This is a genomic window from Alteromonas sp. 5NS40-0096, from assembly GCF_057544385.1.
In genome coordinates, this window is record NZ_BAAJLQ010000001.1 from 391,586 (window position 1) to 406,227 (window position 14,642).

The 14,642-nt window shown below is 44.9% G+C and carries 15 protein-coding genes; 9 read left to right on the top strand and 6 right to left on the bottom strand.

The window, feature by feature from the left end; translation table 11 throughout:
- Positions 1-70 precede the first annotated feature (70 nt).
- From AC27G9_RS01855 to AC27G9_RS01880, 6 genes are all read left to right on the top strand, one after another.
- Positions 71-400 (top strand): zinc-ribbon domain-containing protein, encoded by a 330-nt coding sequence (locus AC27G9_RS01855; RefSeq protein WP_487070430.1) that lies wholly within the window; start codon positions 71-73, stop codon positions 398-400.
- Positions 397-687 carry a YeaC family protein gene (locus AC27G9_RS01860; RefSeq protein WP_487070432.1) on the top strand — a complete coding sequence of 97 codons (291 nt, stop codon included), beginning with the start codon at positions 397-399 and terminating at the stop codon, positions 685-687. The genes AC27G9_RS01855 and AC27G9_RS01860 overlap by 4 nt, the downstream gene beginning before the upstream one ends.
- A complete protein-coding gene (locus AC27G9_RS01865; protein WP_487070434.1) occupies positions 677-3,472 on the top strand; it encodes a DUF349 domain-containing protein in 2,796 nt (931 codons plus the stop codon). Before AC27G9_RS01860 ends, AC27G9_RS01865 begins: the two co-directional genes overlap by 11 nt.
- Positions 3,465-3,680, top strand: coding sequence for a hypothetical protein (locus tag AC27G9_RS01870; protein WP_487070436.1), 216 nt, complete (start codon positions 3,465-3,467; stop codon positions 3,678-3,680). The genes AC27G9_RS01865 and AC27G9_RS01870 overlap by 8 nt, the downstream gene beginning before the upstream one ends.
- Before the next feature lie 200 nt (positions 3,681-3,880).
- Positions 3,881-4,513 carry a DUF2799 domain-containing protein gene (locus tag AC27G9_RS01875; RefSeq protein WP_487070438.1) on the top strand — a complete coding sequence of 211 codons (633 nt, stop codon included), beginning with the start codon at positions 3,881-3,883 and terminating at the stop codon, positions 4,511-4,513.
- Positions 4,514-4,617: 104 nt separating this feature from the next.
- Positions 4,618-5,685, top strand: a complete 1,068-nt coding sequence (locus AC27G9_RS01880; protein WP_487070440.1) for a hypothetical protein — start codon at positions 4,618-4,620, stop codon at positions 5,683-5,685.
- Positions 5,686-5,734: 49 nt separating this feature from the next.
- Here the strand turns inward: AC27G9_RS01880 and AC27G9_RS01885 are convergent, their stop codons facing one another.
- The gene (locus AC27G9_RS01885) at positions 5,735-6,574 is read right to left on the bottom strand and encodes a DUF2797 domain-containing protein (RefSeq protein ID WP_487070442.1); all 840 of its coding nucleotides are present in this window, start codon (positions 6,572-6,574) and stop codon (positions 5,735-5,737) included.
- 9 nt (positions 6,575-6,583) lie between these two features.
- Positions 6,584-7,591 carry an asparaginase gene (ansA, locus tag AC27G9_RS01890; protein WP_487070444.1) on the bottom strand — a complete coding sequence of 336 codons (1,008 nt, stop codon included), beginning with the start codon at positions 7,589-7,591 and terminating at the stop codon, positions 6,584-6,586.
- A gap of 240 nt (positions 7,592-7,831) precedes the next feature.
- Here ansA and AC27G9_RS01895 point away from each other — a divergent pair, with 240 nt between their 5' ends.
- Together AC27G9_RS01895 and AC27G9_RS01900 are read left to right on the top strand one after the other, a co-directional pair.
- Positions 7,832-9,649 carry a DUF885 domain-containing protein gene (locus AC27G9_RS01895; RefSeq protein ID WP_487070446.1) on the top strand — a complete coding sequence of 606 codons (1,818 nt, stop codon included), beginning with the start codon at positions 7,832-7,834 and terminating at the stop codon, positions 9,647-9,649.
- A gap of 221 nt (positions 9,650-9,870) precedes the next feature.
- On the top strand, positions 9,871-10,395 hold the full coding sequence (locus AC27G9_RS01900; protein WP_487070448.1) for a P-loop NTPase family protein: 525 nt from the start codon (positions 9,871-9,873) through the stop codon (positions 10,393-10,395).
- Between the two features lie 322 nt (positions 10,396-10,717).
- Here AC27G9_RS01900 and AC27G9_RS01905 read toward each other — a convergent pair whose 3' ends face one another.
- The gene (locus AC27G9_RS01905) at positions 10,718-11,653 is read right to left on the bottom strand and encodes a bifunctional helix-turn-helix transcriptional regulator/GNAT family N-acetyltransferase (protein ID WP_487070450.1); all 936 of its coding nucleotides are present in this window, start codon (positions 11,651-11,653) and stop codon (positions 10,718-10,720) included.
- 191 nt (positions 11,654-11,844) lie between these two features.
- Between AC27G9_RS01905 and AC27G9_RS01910 the strand changes: the two genes are divergently transcribed.
- On the top strand, positions 11,845-12,660 hold the full coding sequence (locus AC27G9_RS01910; protein WP_487070452.1) for a DUF817 domain-containing protein: 816 nt from the start codon (positions 11,845-11,847) through the stop codon (positions 12,658-12,660).
- Positions 12,661-12,691: 31 nt separating this feature from the next.
- On the opposite strand, the gene lipA is transcribed toward AC27G9_RS01910, so the two are convergent.
- The 3 genes from lipA to ybeD are packed head-to-tail and all read right to left on the bottom strand — an operon-like array spanning position 12,692 to position 14,561.
- Positions 12,692-13,654, bottom strand: coding sequence for a lipoyl synthase (lipA, locus tag AC27G9_RS01915; protein WP_487070454.1), 963 nt, complete (start codon positions 13,652-13,654; stop codon positions 12,692-12,694).
- A complete protein-coding gene (gene lipB / locus AC27G9_RS01920) occupies positions 13,647-14,297 on the bottom strand; it encodes a lipoyl(octanoyl) transferase LipB (RefSeq protein ID WP_487070456.1) in 651 nt (216 codons plus the stop codon). Before lipB ends, lipA begins: the two co-directional genes overlap by 8 nt.
- On the bottom strand, positions 14,298-14,561 hold the full coding sequence (ybeD, locus tag AC27G9_RS01925) for a DUF493 family protein YbeD (RefSeq protein WP_487070458.1): 264 nt from the start codon (positions 14,559-14,561) through the stop codon (positions 14,298-14,300).
- Positions 14,562-14,642 lie beyond the last annotated feature (81 nt).

Below are 14,642 nucleotides of genomic sequence, written 5' to 3' on the forward strand. Positions count from 1 at the left end.
ATGAATGTTGTACGTGACAAAGTTACGGCAATTGAGCTGGGCTGAATAACTCGAGAATTTGGAGTTTGATATGGCACTTATAGATTGCCCTTCATGTGGTAAAAAGATTTCCGATAAGGCCAAAGTGTGCCCTCATTGTAATTTTGCTCTCGGTGAAGCTACCGCGGAAGATATTCAGAGAAAACAGAGTTTTATGCGCTTCAAAAAGCTGCATAGTTTACAAAACCATTCGATGCTAGCAATGCTGTTGTTCATCGCTGGTTTCGGCTTCATGTATTGGGGAAGCCCAGCAAAAGGCAGCATGCAGTTTAACCTTGCGGTGCTAACCAGTGTAATCGGTATGATTTGGTATGTGGTATGCCGAATTCGAGCCGTGCTAATCAAACGATTTTCAAAATGAATGTAGAAATGTTAGTGGCGTCGATGACGCCTGAGATATATGAAAGACTGCGTTTTGCCGCAGAAACCGGGAAGTGGCCTGATGGTACAGCACTGTCCGATGAGCAGAGAGAAAATACACTGCAAGCAGTGCTCTTGTATCAAGCAAAAGTTGAGCGCTCAAATGAACACATGACGGTGAATGAAGAAGGTGAAATTGTTCATAAGAGCAAGAGTGAATTGCGAGCAGAGCTCAAGACAGACCAAGACAAAAGGACCATAGTACGGTTTAAACAGGATGATATTTAATCGATTTTTCACGCCGGCGCATAGCAGTAAAGACGCCAAAAAGCGGCTTGCTGCAGTGGCCAAATTATCCAGCGACGTCAGTAGCGAACGTCGCGTGCTTCACGAGCTCGCTTTTAATGACGAAGATCCAGACGTAAGTCTCGCTGCTCTTTCCAAGCTTGATTCATTCGCACTGTGGCAAAAAATGTCACAGATTGCAGCCAATGATAAAGTCAAACGCCAAGCCATTCAGGCGGTGGAAAGGCTCTTATTGGATGACGATGGCCAATTGTCTGCAGAGGAAAAGAAAAGTTTCTTGATAGAGTCTGCAAATGCAGATTTAGTCGTCAAAGCACTAAGTCAGAATATTGGCTTTGCGATAGAAGGGGCCTTTGCCTTGTCTTTATTGGAAAAAGTGGGCCGTCAAAATGTGACGCAAACCTTCTTCCTCAATGTTGCTGATAGTCGTACGCAGTTACTTATCATCGAGGCATCTCAAGATACGGACTTGCTGCAAAAACTACAAAGAAAGTCACAACAAGAGATAAAGGCGGCGATCGACACTCGCCTTAATAACTTAGTCGCCGCTAAAAATAAGCCGATTGTTCTCGAAAAAGACATGCGTATGGTACTCGCCAAACTTCAGGCTCAGCTGGATAAGAATGAGTTTGTGCAAGTGCGCGATTCCGTCGCTACCTTGAAACAAGACTACGCTGCCTTGAATGCCGAAATTGAGTGTATCGATGTGGCGATTGGCGAAGAACTTTCGGATAAATACGAGCTGATTACACAACGGCTCAATACGCATTTGTCTAGACTTGAGCTCGAATACTCGGCTGCGCAGGTTGAGGCTCAACGTCAAAATATCAAACAGGCTTTAGCATCGGCGCTAGAAAGTGCGAATGCCGGTGTTGCTAACCTGATCAGTGATAACATCAATAACGTCACTATGGGAGAAATTGAGGCAGCACAACAAAAGGTGCAGCAAGCAAGTGAATTGCTGGAGCAGGCATATTCACTCAAAGTGCCTAGTTTGCCCACAGACGCAAGTCATCGGTTACAAGAACTGCAGTCGACAATTGACGATTTTCCGAATCTTCAGCGCAAAGGCGTTGCAGTGGTTGAATTTTTGGAAGCTGGCGAAGCGTATGTTAACGAGCAAGACAATAGTACATCACTAACGCCTGCAAGCGCTCTCGACCATGAACAGTGGAGAGAACTCAAGCAGTCATTACCTGTTCTACCGTCGGCGTGGAATGCCCGTTGGCGTGAAGCGAATAAACGTTTGTCGGCGGAAAATAAGCGTCGAGAAAAGCGCATTGATGAGAAACTAGGGACGTGTCGCCGCCATATTAGTGTAGTTGTTAACCTGATCAGTCAAGGACGATTCCGTCCTGCAATGTCGCGTTTTAGCAAATTAAATACGGATTTCACACAACTTGATGACAGTTCGAAAAGCGCGCTACAAAAACGCTTTGATGACGTCAAAAGTCAAGTGGAACGTTTGCAAGGATGGCAGTCTTACATCGCGGCACCGCGCAAGCCGGCACTGTTAGAAGAAGCCACAAAGCTCACAGAGCAGCAGGCAGAGAATATTAGTGAAAGAGCCAAGGCGATTAAATATCTGCGGTCTCAGTGGTTGAGCCTTGGCCAAGAAGACTCGGAAGAAGGACGTCAGCAGGACAAATTGTTTGACCAATTGCTTGAGGAAGCATTCAAGCCTTGCCGAGAGTTCTACGCACAACAAGATGCCCAACGCAATCAAGCTAAAAAGCAGCGCGAATCGCTTATCGAGTCACTGCGTCTGTTAGATACAGCGCAAGATAAAGACACGCTGCATAAATCGGTAGAGCAGCTCAAGAAAGATTGGCATGACGCGGGACATGTGAATGCGGATGATTACCAACGCCTCAAAACCAAGTGGGATGAAGCTTTGGCTGAGGTAACTCAAGTGCTGCTCACCTGGTACCAAGAAAACAAAAATGCCAAGTTGGATTTAATTGAGCAAGTGAAAGGGTTGTTGGCTGATGAGTTAAGTCGCGATGCCGCTAACACCGCTCAAAAATTACAGAAACAATGGAAAGAAATTGGCTTCTCTGGTCGTAGACAAGAGTCGAGATTATGGAAAGACTTTCGAACTGCCAATGACGCTGTGTTTGATGCGCTCAAATCCCTGAGGCTTGAGAAAAAGAACGAGTTTGAGAGTAAAATAAGGGCATTGGATGCGTCAATAGCACGCTTGAAATCCGAGTTTAATAGCTTAGGGCAAGCTGAACAACATAGCCAACTTGAGAAGCTGAAAAGTGAAATCTTGTCTTACCCTAGAAAGCTTGTGAGTGCGCAACATCAAGCAATGGATTCGCTGTATCACCAATGGTCTAATGCACAGTCAAAAGCTAAATTAGCGGCGAAACGTGCGCAAGTACAGGGACTCGTTACTGTTTTGGAACACCTCGTTAACCAAGACTTAGAGTCGGCAAAAGGCCTTGATGCATGGGAACAACTAAAGCGACCTTGGCAAAATGCGTTGGCTGAAGGGTTCACAGTCAGTGGTAGTCGGTTGGACACGACCATTGAACTAGAATTGCTGCTTAATGTTGAATCTCCAGCTACCGATGAAAGTCGCCGCAAAGCACTGCAGTTAACTATGATGACTGTGAAGTTAGAGCAGGGCACAAGTGCAGATTTCGATGCCTTACTCGTTCGTTGGTTGACACTAGACAACACTGATTCGAGTGTTCAGTTATTGCTGCCCAGATTGGAAGCAATAATAGAGAAAAAGTACATAGGAGACATTGATGCTTAATCAGCTCGAATATGTCTTTGAATCAGAGCCAGATGCCTACCGCTTCCTCAATACCGTAAAACATTTTGATTCGGACAAACTGGTAGTGAAATATGGACGTTCTAGTTTTCACGTCAGTGTGCAATATAGCTATAAATCCGGAGAGTTTGATACCACGTCGTCCGAATTAGATGACTTGGCTGCCTCTATGTCCGGACAAGAAGTGTAGAAAATCTACAATAAGAAAAGGCACTACGGTGCCTTTTTTTGTATCTTAGATGCCAATAAATCATTTACGTATGTCGTAAAGCGTGTAGTGACTTGTTCAGCTTGGCGTCATATTTTTTACCGTAAAGTTAACGCGTTACGTACAATCAATGATAAATTTTCCAACAATTGCTAGGAAGCCATACAGGCTACGGAGTCAAAATGAAGTTGTTTAAATCACTAATTCTAGCCCTCATCAGTGTTGTGGTTTTAGCCGGATGTGCCAGCCTAAATCAAGACGAATGCTTGAATGCCAATTGGTACACGCTTGGCTATGTAGATGGGGCAAATGGCGTTAACACGACAAAAGTTGGTGACTATCAATCGGATTGCGCGGCATATGGCGTAACACCAGACTTCGAACAATACCAGAAAGGTCACGCTAAAGGTGTGAGAGAGTTTTGTACCCCGCTAAATGGTTTTAAACAGGGGAGGCGTGGTAACGAATATAACGGTATTTGCCCTCAAGATTTAAAAATAGATTATCTGGATGCGCTGGCTGCCGGAAGAGATCATCTGTTAGCTTTAGAGGATGTAAGGCAAGCGGAAGTGAACTTATCACGCATCGAATCTCAATTGGTCTACATCGCTGATGAAATAGAGAGTAAAGAACTGCAATTGGTTGAGGATGGTATTACTCGTGATGAGCGGATTCGCATTTTAGACGAGATTAAATTATTGCAGCACGACATTGTCGAGTTGGAGACCGACCTCGCTATCTTCGCTCAAGAGCGGCTAAACCGACTGGACAGGCTAGAATTCTTAGAACGCCGAGACTCGCATTTGATACCGTAAATGCAGGGATTGAACGACACAAATAGCTGGTCAATAAATAAATTGGTTATTTAGCGAAAGTTAGGTACAGTGAAAGGCCGAATGGACTTTAAGGATAGAGTGTAGTGATAAGGAATTCATTAACCCTACTGGGCCTTTTATTGTTTTCTCCGTTGAGCATAAGCGAGCCAATAGAAGATGTGAAACTCGCGTTAAGTAACATTTCTCAACATCTTGAAAGCCATAAGAAGCCGCAGGATTTAAACCAAGCCTATTTACAAGCTAATATCGACACCCTAGCGCAGATTAATCGCGAGTATTCTCTTAATGACGTTGCAAAAGCAACGATTCTAAATGCGCAATTGCGCGCGACCTATGAGATAAATCACGCGCGGAAATCTACGGGGCAAGACTACGATGTATCGCAAGCACAATCCCTACTGGATACCCTGGACAGTTATGAACAACAGGGTGTGTCTGGTTTACGCGATGGGCAATATCAAGCAGGTCATATTGCTGCTCATCAACTCGACAATTTCCCTTTGGCTCATCGCTATTGGTTCAGCTGCGCACAAGCGAGCCACGCAGGTTGTATGAATATCCTAGCGAGCGGTTTTGAATCTGGCGAGTTCGTGGTCAGTATAGACAGAGAACAGGCGGCTTATTGGCATGTTCGCGTAGTCGAAACTGGCATTGATTGGAACTGTGCAGGCATTTTTTCAGCGTTAAGGTTGGCCAAACTGTCCGCCATTGGTGTCGACTCCGGTAAAACCCTGGAGCAATGGTTAGCAACGGCTGATGACTTAACGGAAGAAATGACCAAGGCAGAGCGCAATGTAAACTGCAGCCCAGATTTAGGCCTTGTCGCTAATTATGTATTGACTGGTTTTGACGAGAAGTGGCGCGCGGCAATTGAGAGCTATGAGTTCGATGCCGATGATAAATGGGAAGCAGGAAGAGCCGCATGGCTAGCAAATTTTGCTACGGCAGCGAGTATCAACGAGCTGATGCCAGCATTGGACATCATGGCAAATGATTTGGAACGCTGTTCTGCAGCTGAAGAGTTTGCCTTTAAAGTGCGCAATGACCGAAATGAATTGCAACAAACCTTCAGCTACATGAGCGGCTTGTCACCCCATGAATGCGATAGTCAAAACGCGCTTGTTTCGAGGCTGATTGAATTGGCTAACTAGGTAGAGTGTAGGCGAGTCTGTCGACTCGCCCTATGGCAACTTCGGCATGTTACGCGACACTGAGAGTGACTTGGTAACCTGCGAACTTTCTGATATTGATGACTCTATCGTCGTCCAGCAACCAGTACTGGCCTTTAATTCCCTTCAACACGCCATCAAACTCTGGCGTTTTATCCAAGTTTAGTGATTTGATTTTGACCGGATATTGCTCCACAGGATACTGAATGTCAATTGCAGGCGTATCTAACACTGTGAACGACTGTAGCCCTTTTTCTTGTGCCAAGGCATCCAACTCGGGTTTGATCAGGCTGATAATCTCGTCGCGCTTTTGTGCCAGATCACGGGTTTCAATCACACCTTTTAGCATGGTACGCCAGTTTGTCTTGTCGCCAATGTGTTGTTTACACAGCATTTCTACCTTGCCACTCGTCAATCTGTCTGGTACGCGTAACATCGCAATGGCTTGAGTTGCCCCTTGGTCAATCCAGCGGCTTGATACGCCATCTGTTACGTGTCGCGTAATTCCAACTTTTAGGTTGCCTGTGTTAGAGATATAGACAAAGTGGTCGCTCAGGCAGTGCTCTTCTCCCCATTGAGGCTCACGGCAGGTCCCTTCGTTGTAGTGGCACAATTCGGGTTTGATAATGCAACTATCGCACTGCGCGAGCGTAATCAGACAGCGGTAACAATATCCCTGATTGAAACTCTTCTTTGTCTTGCTATTGCAGTGTGTACAGCGAATTTCATTTTCATAAGCAATGTTTACGGATTTGCCAATCCAATCATTAACCAAGTGGTTTTCGTCGCCGAGGGCGAGGTGATATTGCGCTATATTACTGTCGTCTACGCTAACCGACATTTTGCGCAGTTCGCCTGTGTATTGGTTCATTGTGATGCCTTAGTCACTGAGTTCACCGCGTAAGTTTGCGGTTAGTTTTTGTTGTAATTCTTCGAACGGTAAATTTTTACTTAGCAAGTAGTGGAGCTTTGCCAATGCTGCCTCTGGCGTCATGTCACTGCCTGACAACACGCCTGCTTCTTGAAGGCTATGACCCGTGGCATAACCACCCATATTGACTCGGCCTCGCATGCATTGTGTGCAGTTCAGTATTGGGATTTGTCTGCTTTGAGCATAGGCTAGTTGTTCAAGTAACTTAGGGTGCTGAGGCGCATTGCCGACGCCATAGCTTAATAATATTAACGCATTGACCGGTTGTTGAAGCGTGTTTTTTATCACTTCGGCGGCGATACCCGGGTACAAGCTTACCAAGCCAATGGGTTGAGCACTTACTGGGCTAACGGTCAAAGATTGAGACGTCGGCTTGGCTAGCTCTCCCGACACTAAACGGATATTGATTCCCGCTTCCAACAAAGGGGGATAGTTTGGCGAATCAAAAGCATTAAATCCGTCAGCATCGACTTTGCGGCTGCGGTTTCCACGGAGTAACTTGTTATTAAAAAACAAAGAGACTTCTGCTATTGGGTAATTGGCAGCCACGAACAAGGCATTGAGCAAATTAACTTGGCCGTCTGACCGCAATTCAGCCAGCGGAATTTGCGACCCAGTAACGATTACTGGTTTACCCAAGTCCTCGAGCATAAAACTGAGGGCTGATGCAGTGTATGCCATCGTATCTGTGCCGTGCAGGATAATGAAACCATCATAGGCATCATAGTTTTCGGCGATATCATCTGCAATACGTTGCCAATCAGAGGGGTTCATATCTGAGGAATCGATTAAATTATCATATTCATGGATAGTGAAATTTGGCATTTCATCACGGTGAAACTCTGGCATTTTCGCAAGAGTACTGGTTAAAAACCCCGCTGCTGGCACATAACCGTGGTCCGAAGGTTTCATCCCGATTGTGCCGCCAGTGTATGCAATATAAATATGTTTTCGCATTGTTTTACCTGATTGTTGTACCTGCTCGTCGACGCGAAATTGGGTGGTTTGTCGCTTTGTGGTTGAGCTAGGATAGGCTTTTGCTCGCCATTCTACTATTATTCTGCTGTCAAACAATCCAACCACTTCGAATATTCATCGTGAAATATTCACTAACACATTAGGTTACGAGCAAATACCCTTAGTGTGTTGTAATGATGTTGGGTAAATTCAAATAATAATTAAACGACTAGGACAGTTATGAAAAAGCATCTCATCGCAATCGCGGTTTCTTTAGCCGCCGCTTCTCTCGCTGGCTGTAACAACAGTAACGAGCCTACCGAAACAAGTGTTGAAGCGGTTCAGTTAACAGAGGCTGAAAAGCTCAAAAAATTAACCGATGACTATTTTGCGGAAATGATGGAACGCAATCCGATTTACGCCACTTTCGTTGGTATAGAAAAATACAATGATAGATTTGGTGAACCTTTGAGTGATGCGGCACGAAAAGGGCAAATCGAATTTGAGACTAAATATCAACAACGCCTAGAAGCTATCGACCCAAGTAAGCTCGATGGACAAGATTGGATAACTTATGAAATCTTCAAATATGACAGGGCTCACAATTTAGAAGGCATGCAATATGGCGGCGAGTACGTACCTTTATCGCAAATGGGCGGCGTACATACCTTCTTCGCTATGCTGGGATCAGGGCAGTCGGCACAACCTTTCAATACAACAAAAGACTACGAGAATTTTATGAAGCGAGCCCAAGGGTTCGCTGACTACATGGACAGTACGATTACATACATGAAAAAAGGCGTCGAGAAGGGGATTGTTCTACCCAAGCCTATTGCAGAGAAAGTCCTACCGCAACTGTCTGCTCACCTCGTCGATGACGTGACGACCAGTGTTTTTTATGGGCCTGTGAGTATGTTGGCCGACAACGCTGAAATAAGCGACGAAGACAAAACACGACTTACCTCAGAGATGACCGACACGATCAATAAAGTCATAGTTCCAGCATACCAACGCGTATTTGAGTACATGCAAGACGAATATCTCAATTCGACAAGAGAGACTGTTGGACTGTCTGCGTTACCCAATGGTAAAGCCTGGTATGAATACCAGATTCAAGAACACACAACGCTTCCATTGAGTGCCGATGAAATTCACGAGTTTGGCCAAGCTGAAGTCGCTCGAATTTTAAGTGAAATGAACAAAGTCCGGGAAACAGTTGGGTTTGAAGGTGATTTGGCGGCATTTTTTGAACATTTGAGAACAGATGACCAATTTTATTTCGAGACATCAGAAGAAGTGATCCAGGCTTATACTGAAATCAAAGAGAAAATTGATGCTCGCGTACCACAGCTTTTCGAGGTTTTCCCCAAAGCAGATTATGTTGTAAAAGCCGTTGAGCCCTACCGTGCAGCATCAGCTGCAGGCGCGAGTTATCAGTCTCCAGCGCCAGACGGTTCTCGTCCAGGCATCTTTTACATTAACACGCATAACCTGAAAGCACAGCCCAAGTTCCTAATGGAAACGCTAAGTGTCCATGAAGCGGCACCGGGTCATCATTTCCAGATTGCCATTCAACAAGAGGTCACTGGTTTACCAGAGTTTCGTAAGTTTGGTGGTTATACAGTGTTTGCAGAAGGTTGGGCGCTATACGCGGAAAGTTTAGGCAAAGAAATGGGGTTATTTACTGACCCCTATATGTGGTATGGCCGACTTGCCGATGAACAGCTTAGAGCGATGCGTCTGGTAGTGGACACGGGTTTACATGCAAAAGGATGGAGCCGCGAAAAGGCGATTCAGTTTATGCTTGATAATTCATCAATGGCAGAAAGTGATGTTGTTGCGGAAGTAGAGCGCTATATTTCGATGCCAGGACAAGCTGTTTCTTACAAAGTTGGAGAACGCCATATTCGCCAACTGCGAGATCAAGCGACGGCGGAGTTAGGAGAACAATTCGACATTCGCAAGTTCCACACTGAAGTATTGACGGATGGTTCACTGCCTATGCCAATTTTAAGTGAGAAAGTGAAGCGCTGGACACAAGCCCAAGGCACTAATTAGTCCCGCGCAATTGGGAGCTGAAGTTACTCGGCTTTTTGCTTCGCTATTTCAGTTCTATCACATGAGTGAGGTATATTGAACGCTAGGTAATTGAAACATGAACAACGGACCTTTTGTAACACCACAGTTCGTTGAGCCTAGTCACAATTCTTGCGATTTAAAGCCCGCTTTAATGCGGGTTTTTTCATTTATATTGGCCTAAAAAATAAAGGGACAGAGTCATGCAAAAAGTAGCCGTATTTGGAAAACCTGGTAGTGGTAAGTCATGGCTGGCCAAGCGCCTGGCCGCTCGTTTAGGCCTCAATTACTATTCATTAGACCTGCTTCAATACAACGTCAAAGGCGAATTGCTGGACAAAGAGGCTTTTTTAACCAAACATAGTGAGCTGTTAAATGAACCTGGTTGGGTTATTGATGGCCTGGGCGTGTTATCAGGCTTCGAGCAAAGGCTGCAATGTGCAGATACTCTCATATATCTTGATTTGCCTTATTGGGTCAGCTATTGGTTTGTCACTAAGAGGCTAGTGAAAGGGATTCTGGTTACACCCGAAGGTTGGCCTAAGGGAAGTTCCGTAATCAAAGGCAGTCTTGCAAGTTATCGTTTCCTGCGTCTTTCACGCGCCTTTTGGAACGACACGCTACTGACTAAACTTAACCAGATGACGACCCATAAACAACTCATTCATGTGACAAGTGTAAAGCAATTGAATGCAGTGATTTGTTCGATACAAGCTCATTGTCGATAAATCCTTTGCAGGTTTGGCTGAAAACACACCTGAACGTGTTTGACAATTCTAACAACGTGATTTTTTGTTGATGTAATGCACCGAGTTTTTTTCGAAATAAACTTGTGACCAAACCAAAACGCACATACAGACCACGGTAAGTAGTGTAGCGATTGCAAAACGTGTACTGATGGAGTCTTTTCTTAAGTTTTTCGCTTCTGAAGCTATCATAATACCCACGCTTAAACGGGGGCAGGGCTAACATAACCGATACTCTCAACCCGAAGCAAATACAAAATTATGACGTTTTTATTAACTTAAGTGACTGCAAATATGCGATGTTTCAGAGGAATAGCTCCATCTGTACATCGCATCTGTCATATGGTGAATGAGTACCGTCAATGTGCTTAAAACCCAGTTTTTCGTATAGTCTAAGCGCTGGTTTGAGTACGCTATTGCTTTCCAGATAAAGGCGTTTCGCTCCGACTTGTTTTGCGCGCTCAATCGTTTTATTGCCCAACGTCAACCCAATACCTCTTCCTTGACATTTGGGCGATACGGCCATTTTGGCGAGTTCATATGTATGACTATCCATCTTGATAAGTGCACAAGAACCAACGGGCTCGTTTTGGTAGAGCGCAATTAAAATCATCCCCGATTGATTCAGAATATAAGTCTGTGGGTTATCTAAAGCTTCGTAATCTGGCGCCTCCAGGGTCCAGTGTTGACTAATCCAGTCGACGTTAAGCTGCTTGTATGCATCTTGGTAAATGGGCGCATAGTCGACAATCTGAATTTCGCTTGGGTTAACATCTTCATTTACCCGTTCACTGATAGGTCGAAACTGTAAGTGCTGGTGGGTAGTGGTTACTGATTGCCACAGATCAATTCCTGATTCCTGCGCTAAACGACGCATGGCGGCATCCACCGCTTCACATTGACGTTCCATGGCGGGGATCATCGCCTTGGCTTTTTCAGTGAGGGAAATGACAGTGACTCGAGAATCAGATCGTGACTTATCGCTTGCAACGATATTCGCGTTTTTCATTTCTTTGACAATCTTACTCACTGATACATGGGAGTGGTTGATTGTCTTCGCGATATTGACTACCGAGTCTGGCCCATTTGATGCCAGTACATAAAAAACGGGAAACCATTTTGGTTCGATGTCGAAGCCGAAATGTCGGTAGGTATGTTCTGCGTCTTTTGAAACAACATTGGCTAAGTTTCTTAATGCAGTACCCAGGGCAATGTGCCCAAGCTCATGATAAGGTTTCATTTTTTATATTCCGTAACTGGTTACGGATATGGTATCGATAAAACGAAGTATCTGCAAATACAAAATGCAGTGAATGGTTGCGCAATGTGTGATTGCCGGTTCATAAGAAAGACTGCGTATTAGCATATTGACGCCACTATATGCGCATAACCACTGAATATAGTGAGGCTAATGTGTGATAGGGCGTTTCAATGGCAACGTTAATAATGATCAAAAGTGTTTCGGTATTTGTGCGAGAACTGTGGTGGTTTGGTGTGAAGCAAGCGAGTGCCTGTTTATTCGGTGGTTTTCTGTTGTTTGTTATGATAACCACTAGTTTTTGGTACCCTTTTACAGCGCTACATCGATACGATTTTTTGTTCATTGCTGCTGTTGTGTTCCAATTCGGATTGTTGGTTTTCAGGATGGAATCGATGAAAGAAGCCAAGGTGGTATTCATATTTCATATAGTAGCGACTTTAATGGAACTGTTTAAAACCTCCGAGCACATTGGGTCTTGGCATTATCCTGAGCAGTACGTGCTAGGAATTGGTAATGTCCCGTTATTTACTGGCTTTATGTATAGTGCAGTGGGAAGCTATATTGCTAGAGTGTGGCGAATATTCGAATTTAGATTTGAACGATACCCAACAAAGACGGCAACGGTGATATTCGTAGTTTGTGTTTACCTCAACTTCTTTACGCATCACTATATCTGGGATATGCGTTGGCTGTTGGTTGCGTTCTCCGTACTATTGTTCGGACAAACGCGCATCTATTTTAATGTCGTAGGCGTTTATCGCCATATGCCACTGTTACTGGGCTTAGCACTGGTGAGCTTTTTTATCTGGCTGGCCGAAAATATCGCAACGTATACACGGATTTGGGTTTATCCCAGTCAAGGTAATGATTGGCATTGGGTGCCCATGACTAAATGGATGGCATGGTTTCTATTGATGCAATTGAGCTTTGTCATGGTCAGCATGGTGCGAGGGGTGCACTGTATGTCGCCCAAAAAAAAGCCATGACAGGGTCATGGCTTTTATCAATATATGGTGGTTATTTGACTTCTTCACCTGCCGCTTGGCGATCGGCGTGGTAGCTTGAACGAACCATAGGACCACATGCAGCATGGGAAAAGCCAATGGTCTTTGCAAATTCACCCAACTCATCAAACTCTGCTGGTGGCACGTAGCGCTTAACAGGGAAATGATGGCGACTGGGTTGCAAGTATTGGCCAAGTGTTAACATATCAACATCGTGGGCGCGCAGATCTTCTAACACCTTAGAAATTTCTTCATTAGTCTCACCCATACCCATCATTAAACCAGATTTAGTTGGAATTTCTGGATGTTGCGCCTTAAATTTCTTCAACAAATCGAGAGACCATTGATAGTTTGCGCCGGGTCGACACTCACGATACAGACGCGGAATCGTTTCTAGGTTGTGATTGAACACATCAGGTACACCGTTTTTGAAAATTTCTAGTGCCCTGTCCATTCTGCCACGGAAATCAGGGACCAATACTTCGATAGTCGTAGATGGGCTGTGTTCTCTAATTGCATTGATACAATCAACGAAATGTTGTGCTCCACCATCACGAAGGTCATCGCGATCTACAGAAGTGATGACGACGTACTTGAGTTTCATTTCAGCAATGGTTTTTGCCAGTTTTTCCGGTTCTTCAGCACTCGGAGGTAACGGTTTACCGTGAGCTACATCACAAAATGGGCAACGGCGCGTACAAATATCACCGAGAATCATAAAGGTGGCCGTACCGTGGTTAAAACATTCTGCTAGATTAGGGCAGCTTGCTTCTTCACAGACTGAGTGCAAATTGTTTTTTCGAAGTGTTTGCTTAATTTGATCAACACGCTCCGTTGTGCGGGGCAGTTTGATCTTAATCCATTCCGGCTTGCGTAACATTTCCTCTTTCTCGGTGGGGATAATCGTCACCGGGATATGTTTTACTTTGTCCGCGTCGCGGAGTTTCAAGCCTGCTTTAGGTCGTGGGTTACTCATCAAAGCCTTCTCTGTATTCTGTTTCGGTAATATCGAGTGCGTCTTTTAGCGTTGTTATTAGTGAGTTAGACGCTTCTGATAGCGTTTTGGGGCCGCCGAGTCTTGCTGTATCTACCATTTCTAGTTCAGCGTAACCACAAGGGTTTATCCGACTAAATGGTTCTAAATCCATATTAACGTTGAGTGCTAAACCGTGAAAAGAGCAGCCTTTTCTGATTCGTAGTCCGAGGGAGCAAACCTTCTTTTTGTCTACGTAAACGCCTGGGGCGTCTTTCCTCGGATACGCTTCAACACGGTATAGGCCAAGTGAAGCGACGACTGCTTCTTCAATAGCGGTAACCAACTGTCTAACACCAATTTTCATGCGTTTTATATCGAGCATGAGGTAGACAGTAAGTTGACCCGGGCCATGATAAGTGACTTGGCCGCCTCGGTCTACTTGGACCACTGGAATATCGCCAGGCATAAGAATGTGCTCTGCTTTGCCTGCTTGGCCTTGCGTGAAAACAGGTTGGTGCTCGACCAACCAGATTTCGTCTTGCGTTTGCTCACCACGGGTATCCGTAAGTGATTGCATGGCTTGCCAAACTGGTTCATAAGGTTGGAGACCCAGTTGTCTGATAATGACCTTCTGCGTATTCACTTACAGCACTACTCGTACAAGTTCTAATTTCGAAATTTCAGTATAGATTTCTTCCATATGCTCCTTGCTAGTTACGCGAACGCGCAGCGACAGAGAATGAAAGTTGCCTTTTGAACTGGGCTTTATGGTTGGCGTGTAATCGCCGGGCGCCAACTCTTGCAGGCGTGAAACGACTTGGTCTGGCAAATTATCATCGGCAACGCCCATGATTTTAAATGTTTGGAATGTGGGGAACTCGAGAAGTTCATCAAATCGGGTATCCATAGAGATATCCTTGCTGCTGATTCATACAAAAACGGCCAGATTGTATCAATCTGGCCGTACTAACACAAAAGGTTATAGCCT

Bases quoted from the DNA above. Each gene is read 5' to 3' on its own strand.
- AC27G9_RS01900 (WP_487070448.1), top strand. From the start codon at position 9,871: ATGCAAAAAGTAGCCGTATTTGGAAAACCTGGTAGTGGTAAGTCATGG.
- AC27G9_RS01855 (WP_487070430.1), top strand. From the start codon at position 71: ATGGCACTTATAGATTGCCCTTCATGTGGTAAAAAGATTTCCGATAAG.
- AC27G9_RS01885 (WP_487070442.1), bottom strand. From the start codon at position 6,574: ATGAACCAATACACAGGCGAACTGCGCAAAATGTCGGTTAGCGTAGAC.
- AC27G9_RS01910 (WP_487070452.1), top strand. From the start codon at position 11,845: ATGGCAACGTTAATAATGATCAAAAGTGTTTCGGTATTTGTGCGAGAA.
- ybeD (WP_487070458.1), bottom strand. From the start codon at position 14,561: ATGGATACCCGATTTGATGAACTTCTCGAGTTCCCCACATTCCAAACA.
- AC27G9_RS01860 (WP_487070432.1), top strand. From the start codon at position 397: ATGAATGTAGAAATGTTAGTGGCGTCGATGACGCCTGAGATATATGAA.
- AC27G9_RS01905 (WP_487070450.1), bottom strand. From the start codon at position 11,653: ATGAAACCTTATCATGAGCTTGGGCACATTGCCCTGGGTACTGCATTA.
- AC27G9_RS01895 (WP_487070446.1), top strand. From the start codon at position 7,832: ATGAAAAAGCATCTCATCGCAATCGCGGTTTCTTTAGCCGCCGCTTCT.
- AC27G9_RS01865 (WP_487070434.1), top strand. From the start codon at position 677: ATGATATTTAATCGATTTTTCACGCCGGCGCATAGCAGTAAAGACGCC.
- AC27G9_RS01870 (WP_487070436.1), top strand. From the start codon at position 3,465: ATGCTTAATCAGCTCGAATATGTCTTTGAATCAGAGCCAGATGCCTAC.
- lipA (WP_487070454.1), bottom strand. From the start codon at position 13,654: ATGAGTAACCCACGACCTAAAGCAGGCTTGAAACTCCGCGACGCGGAC.
- ansA (WP_487070444.1), bottom strand. From the start codon at position 7,591: ATGCGAAAACATATTTATATTGCATACACTGGCGGCACAATCGGGATG.
- AC27G9_RS01875 (WP_487070438.1), top strand. From the start codon at position 3,881: ATGAAGTTGTTTAAATCACTAATTCTAGCCCTCATCAGTGTTGTGGTT.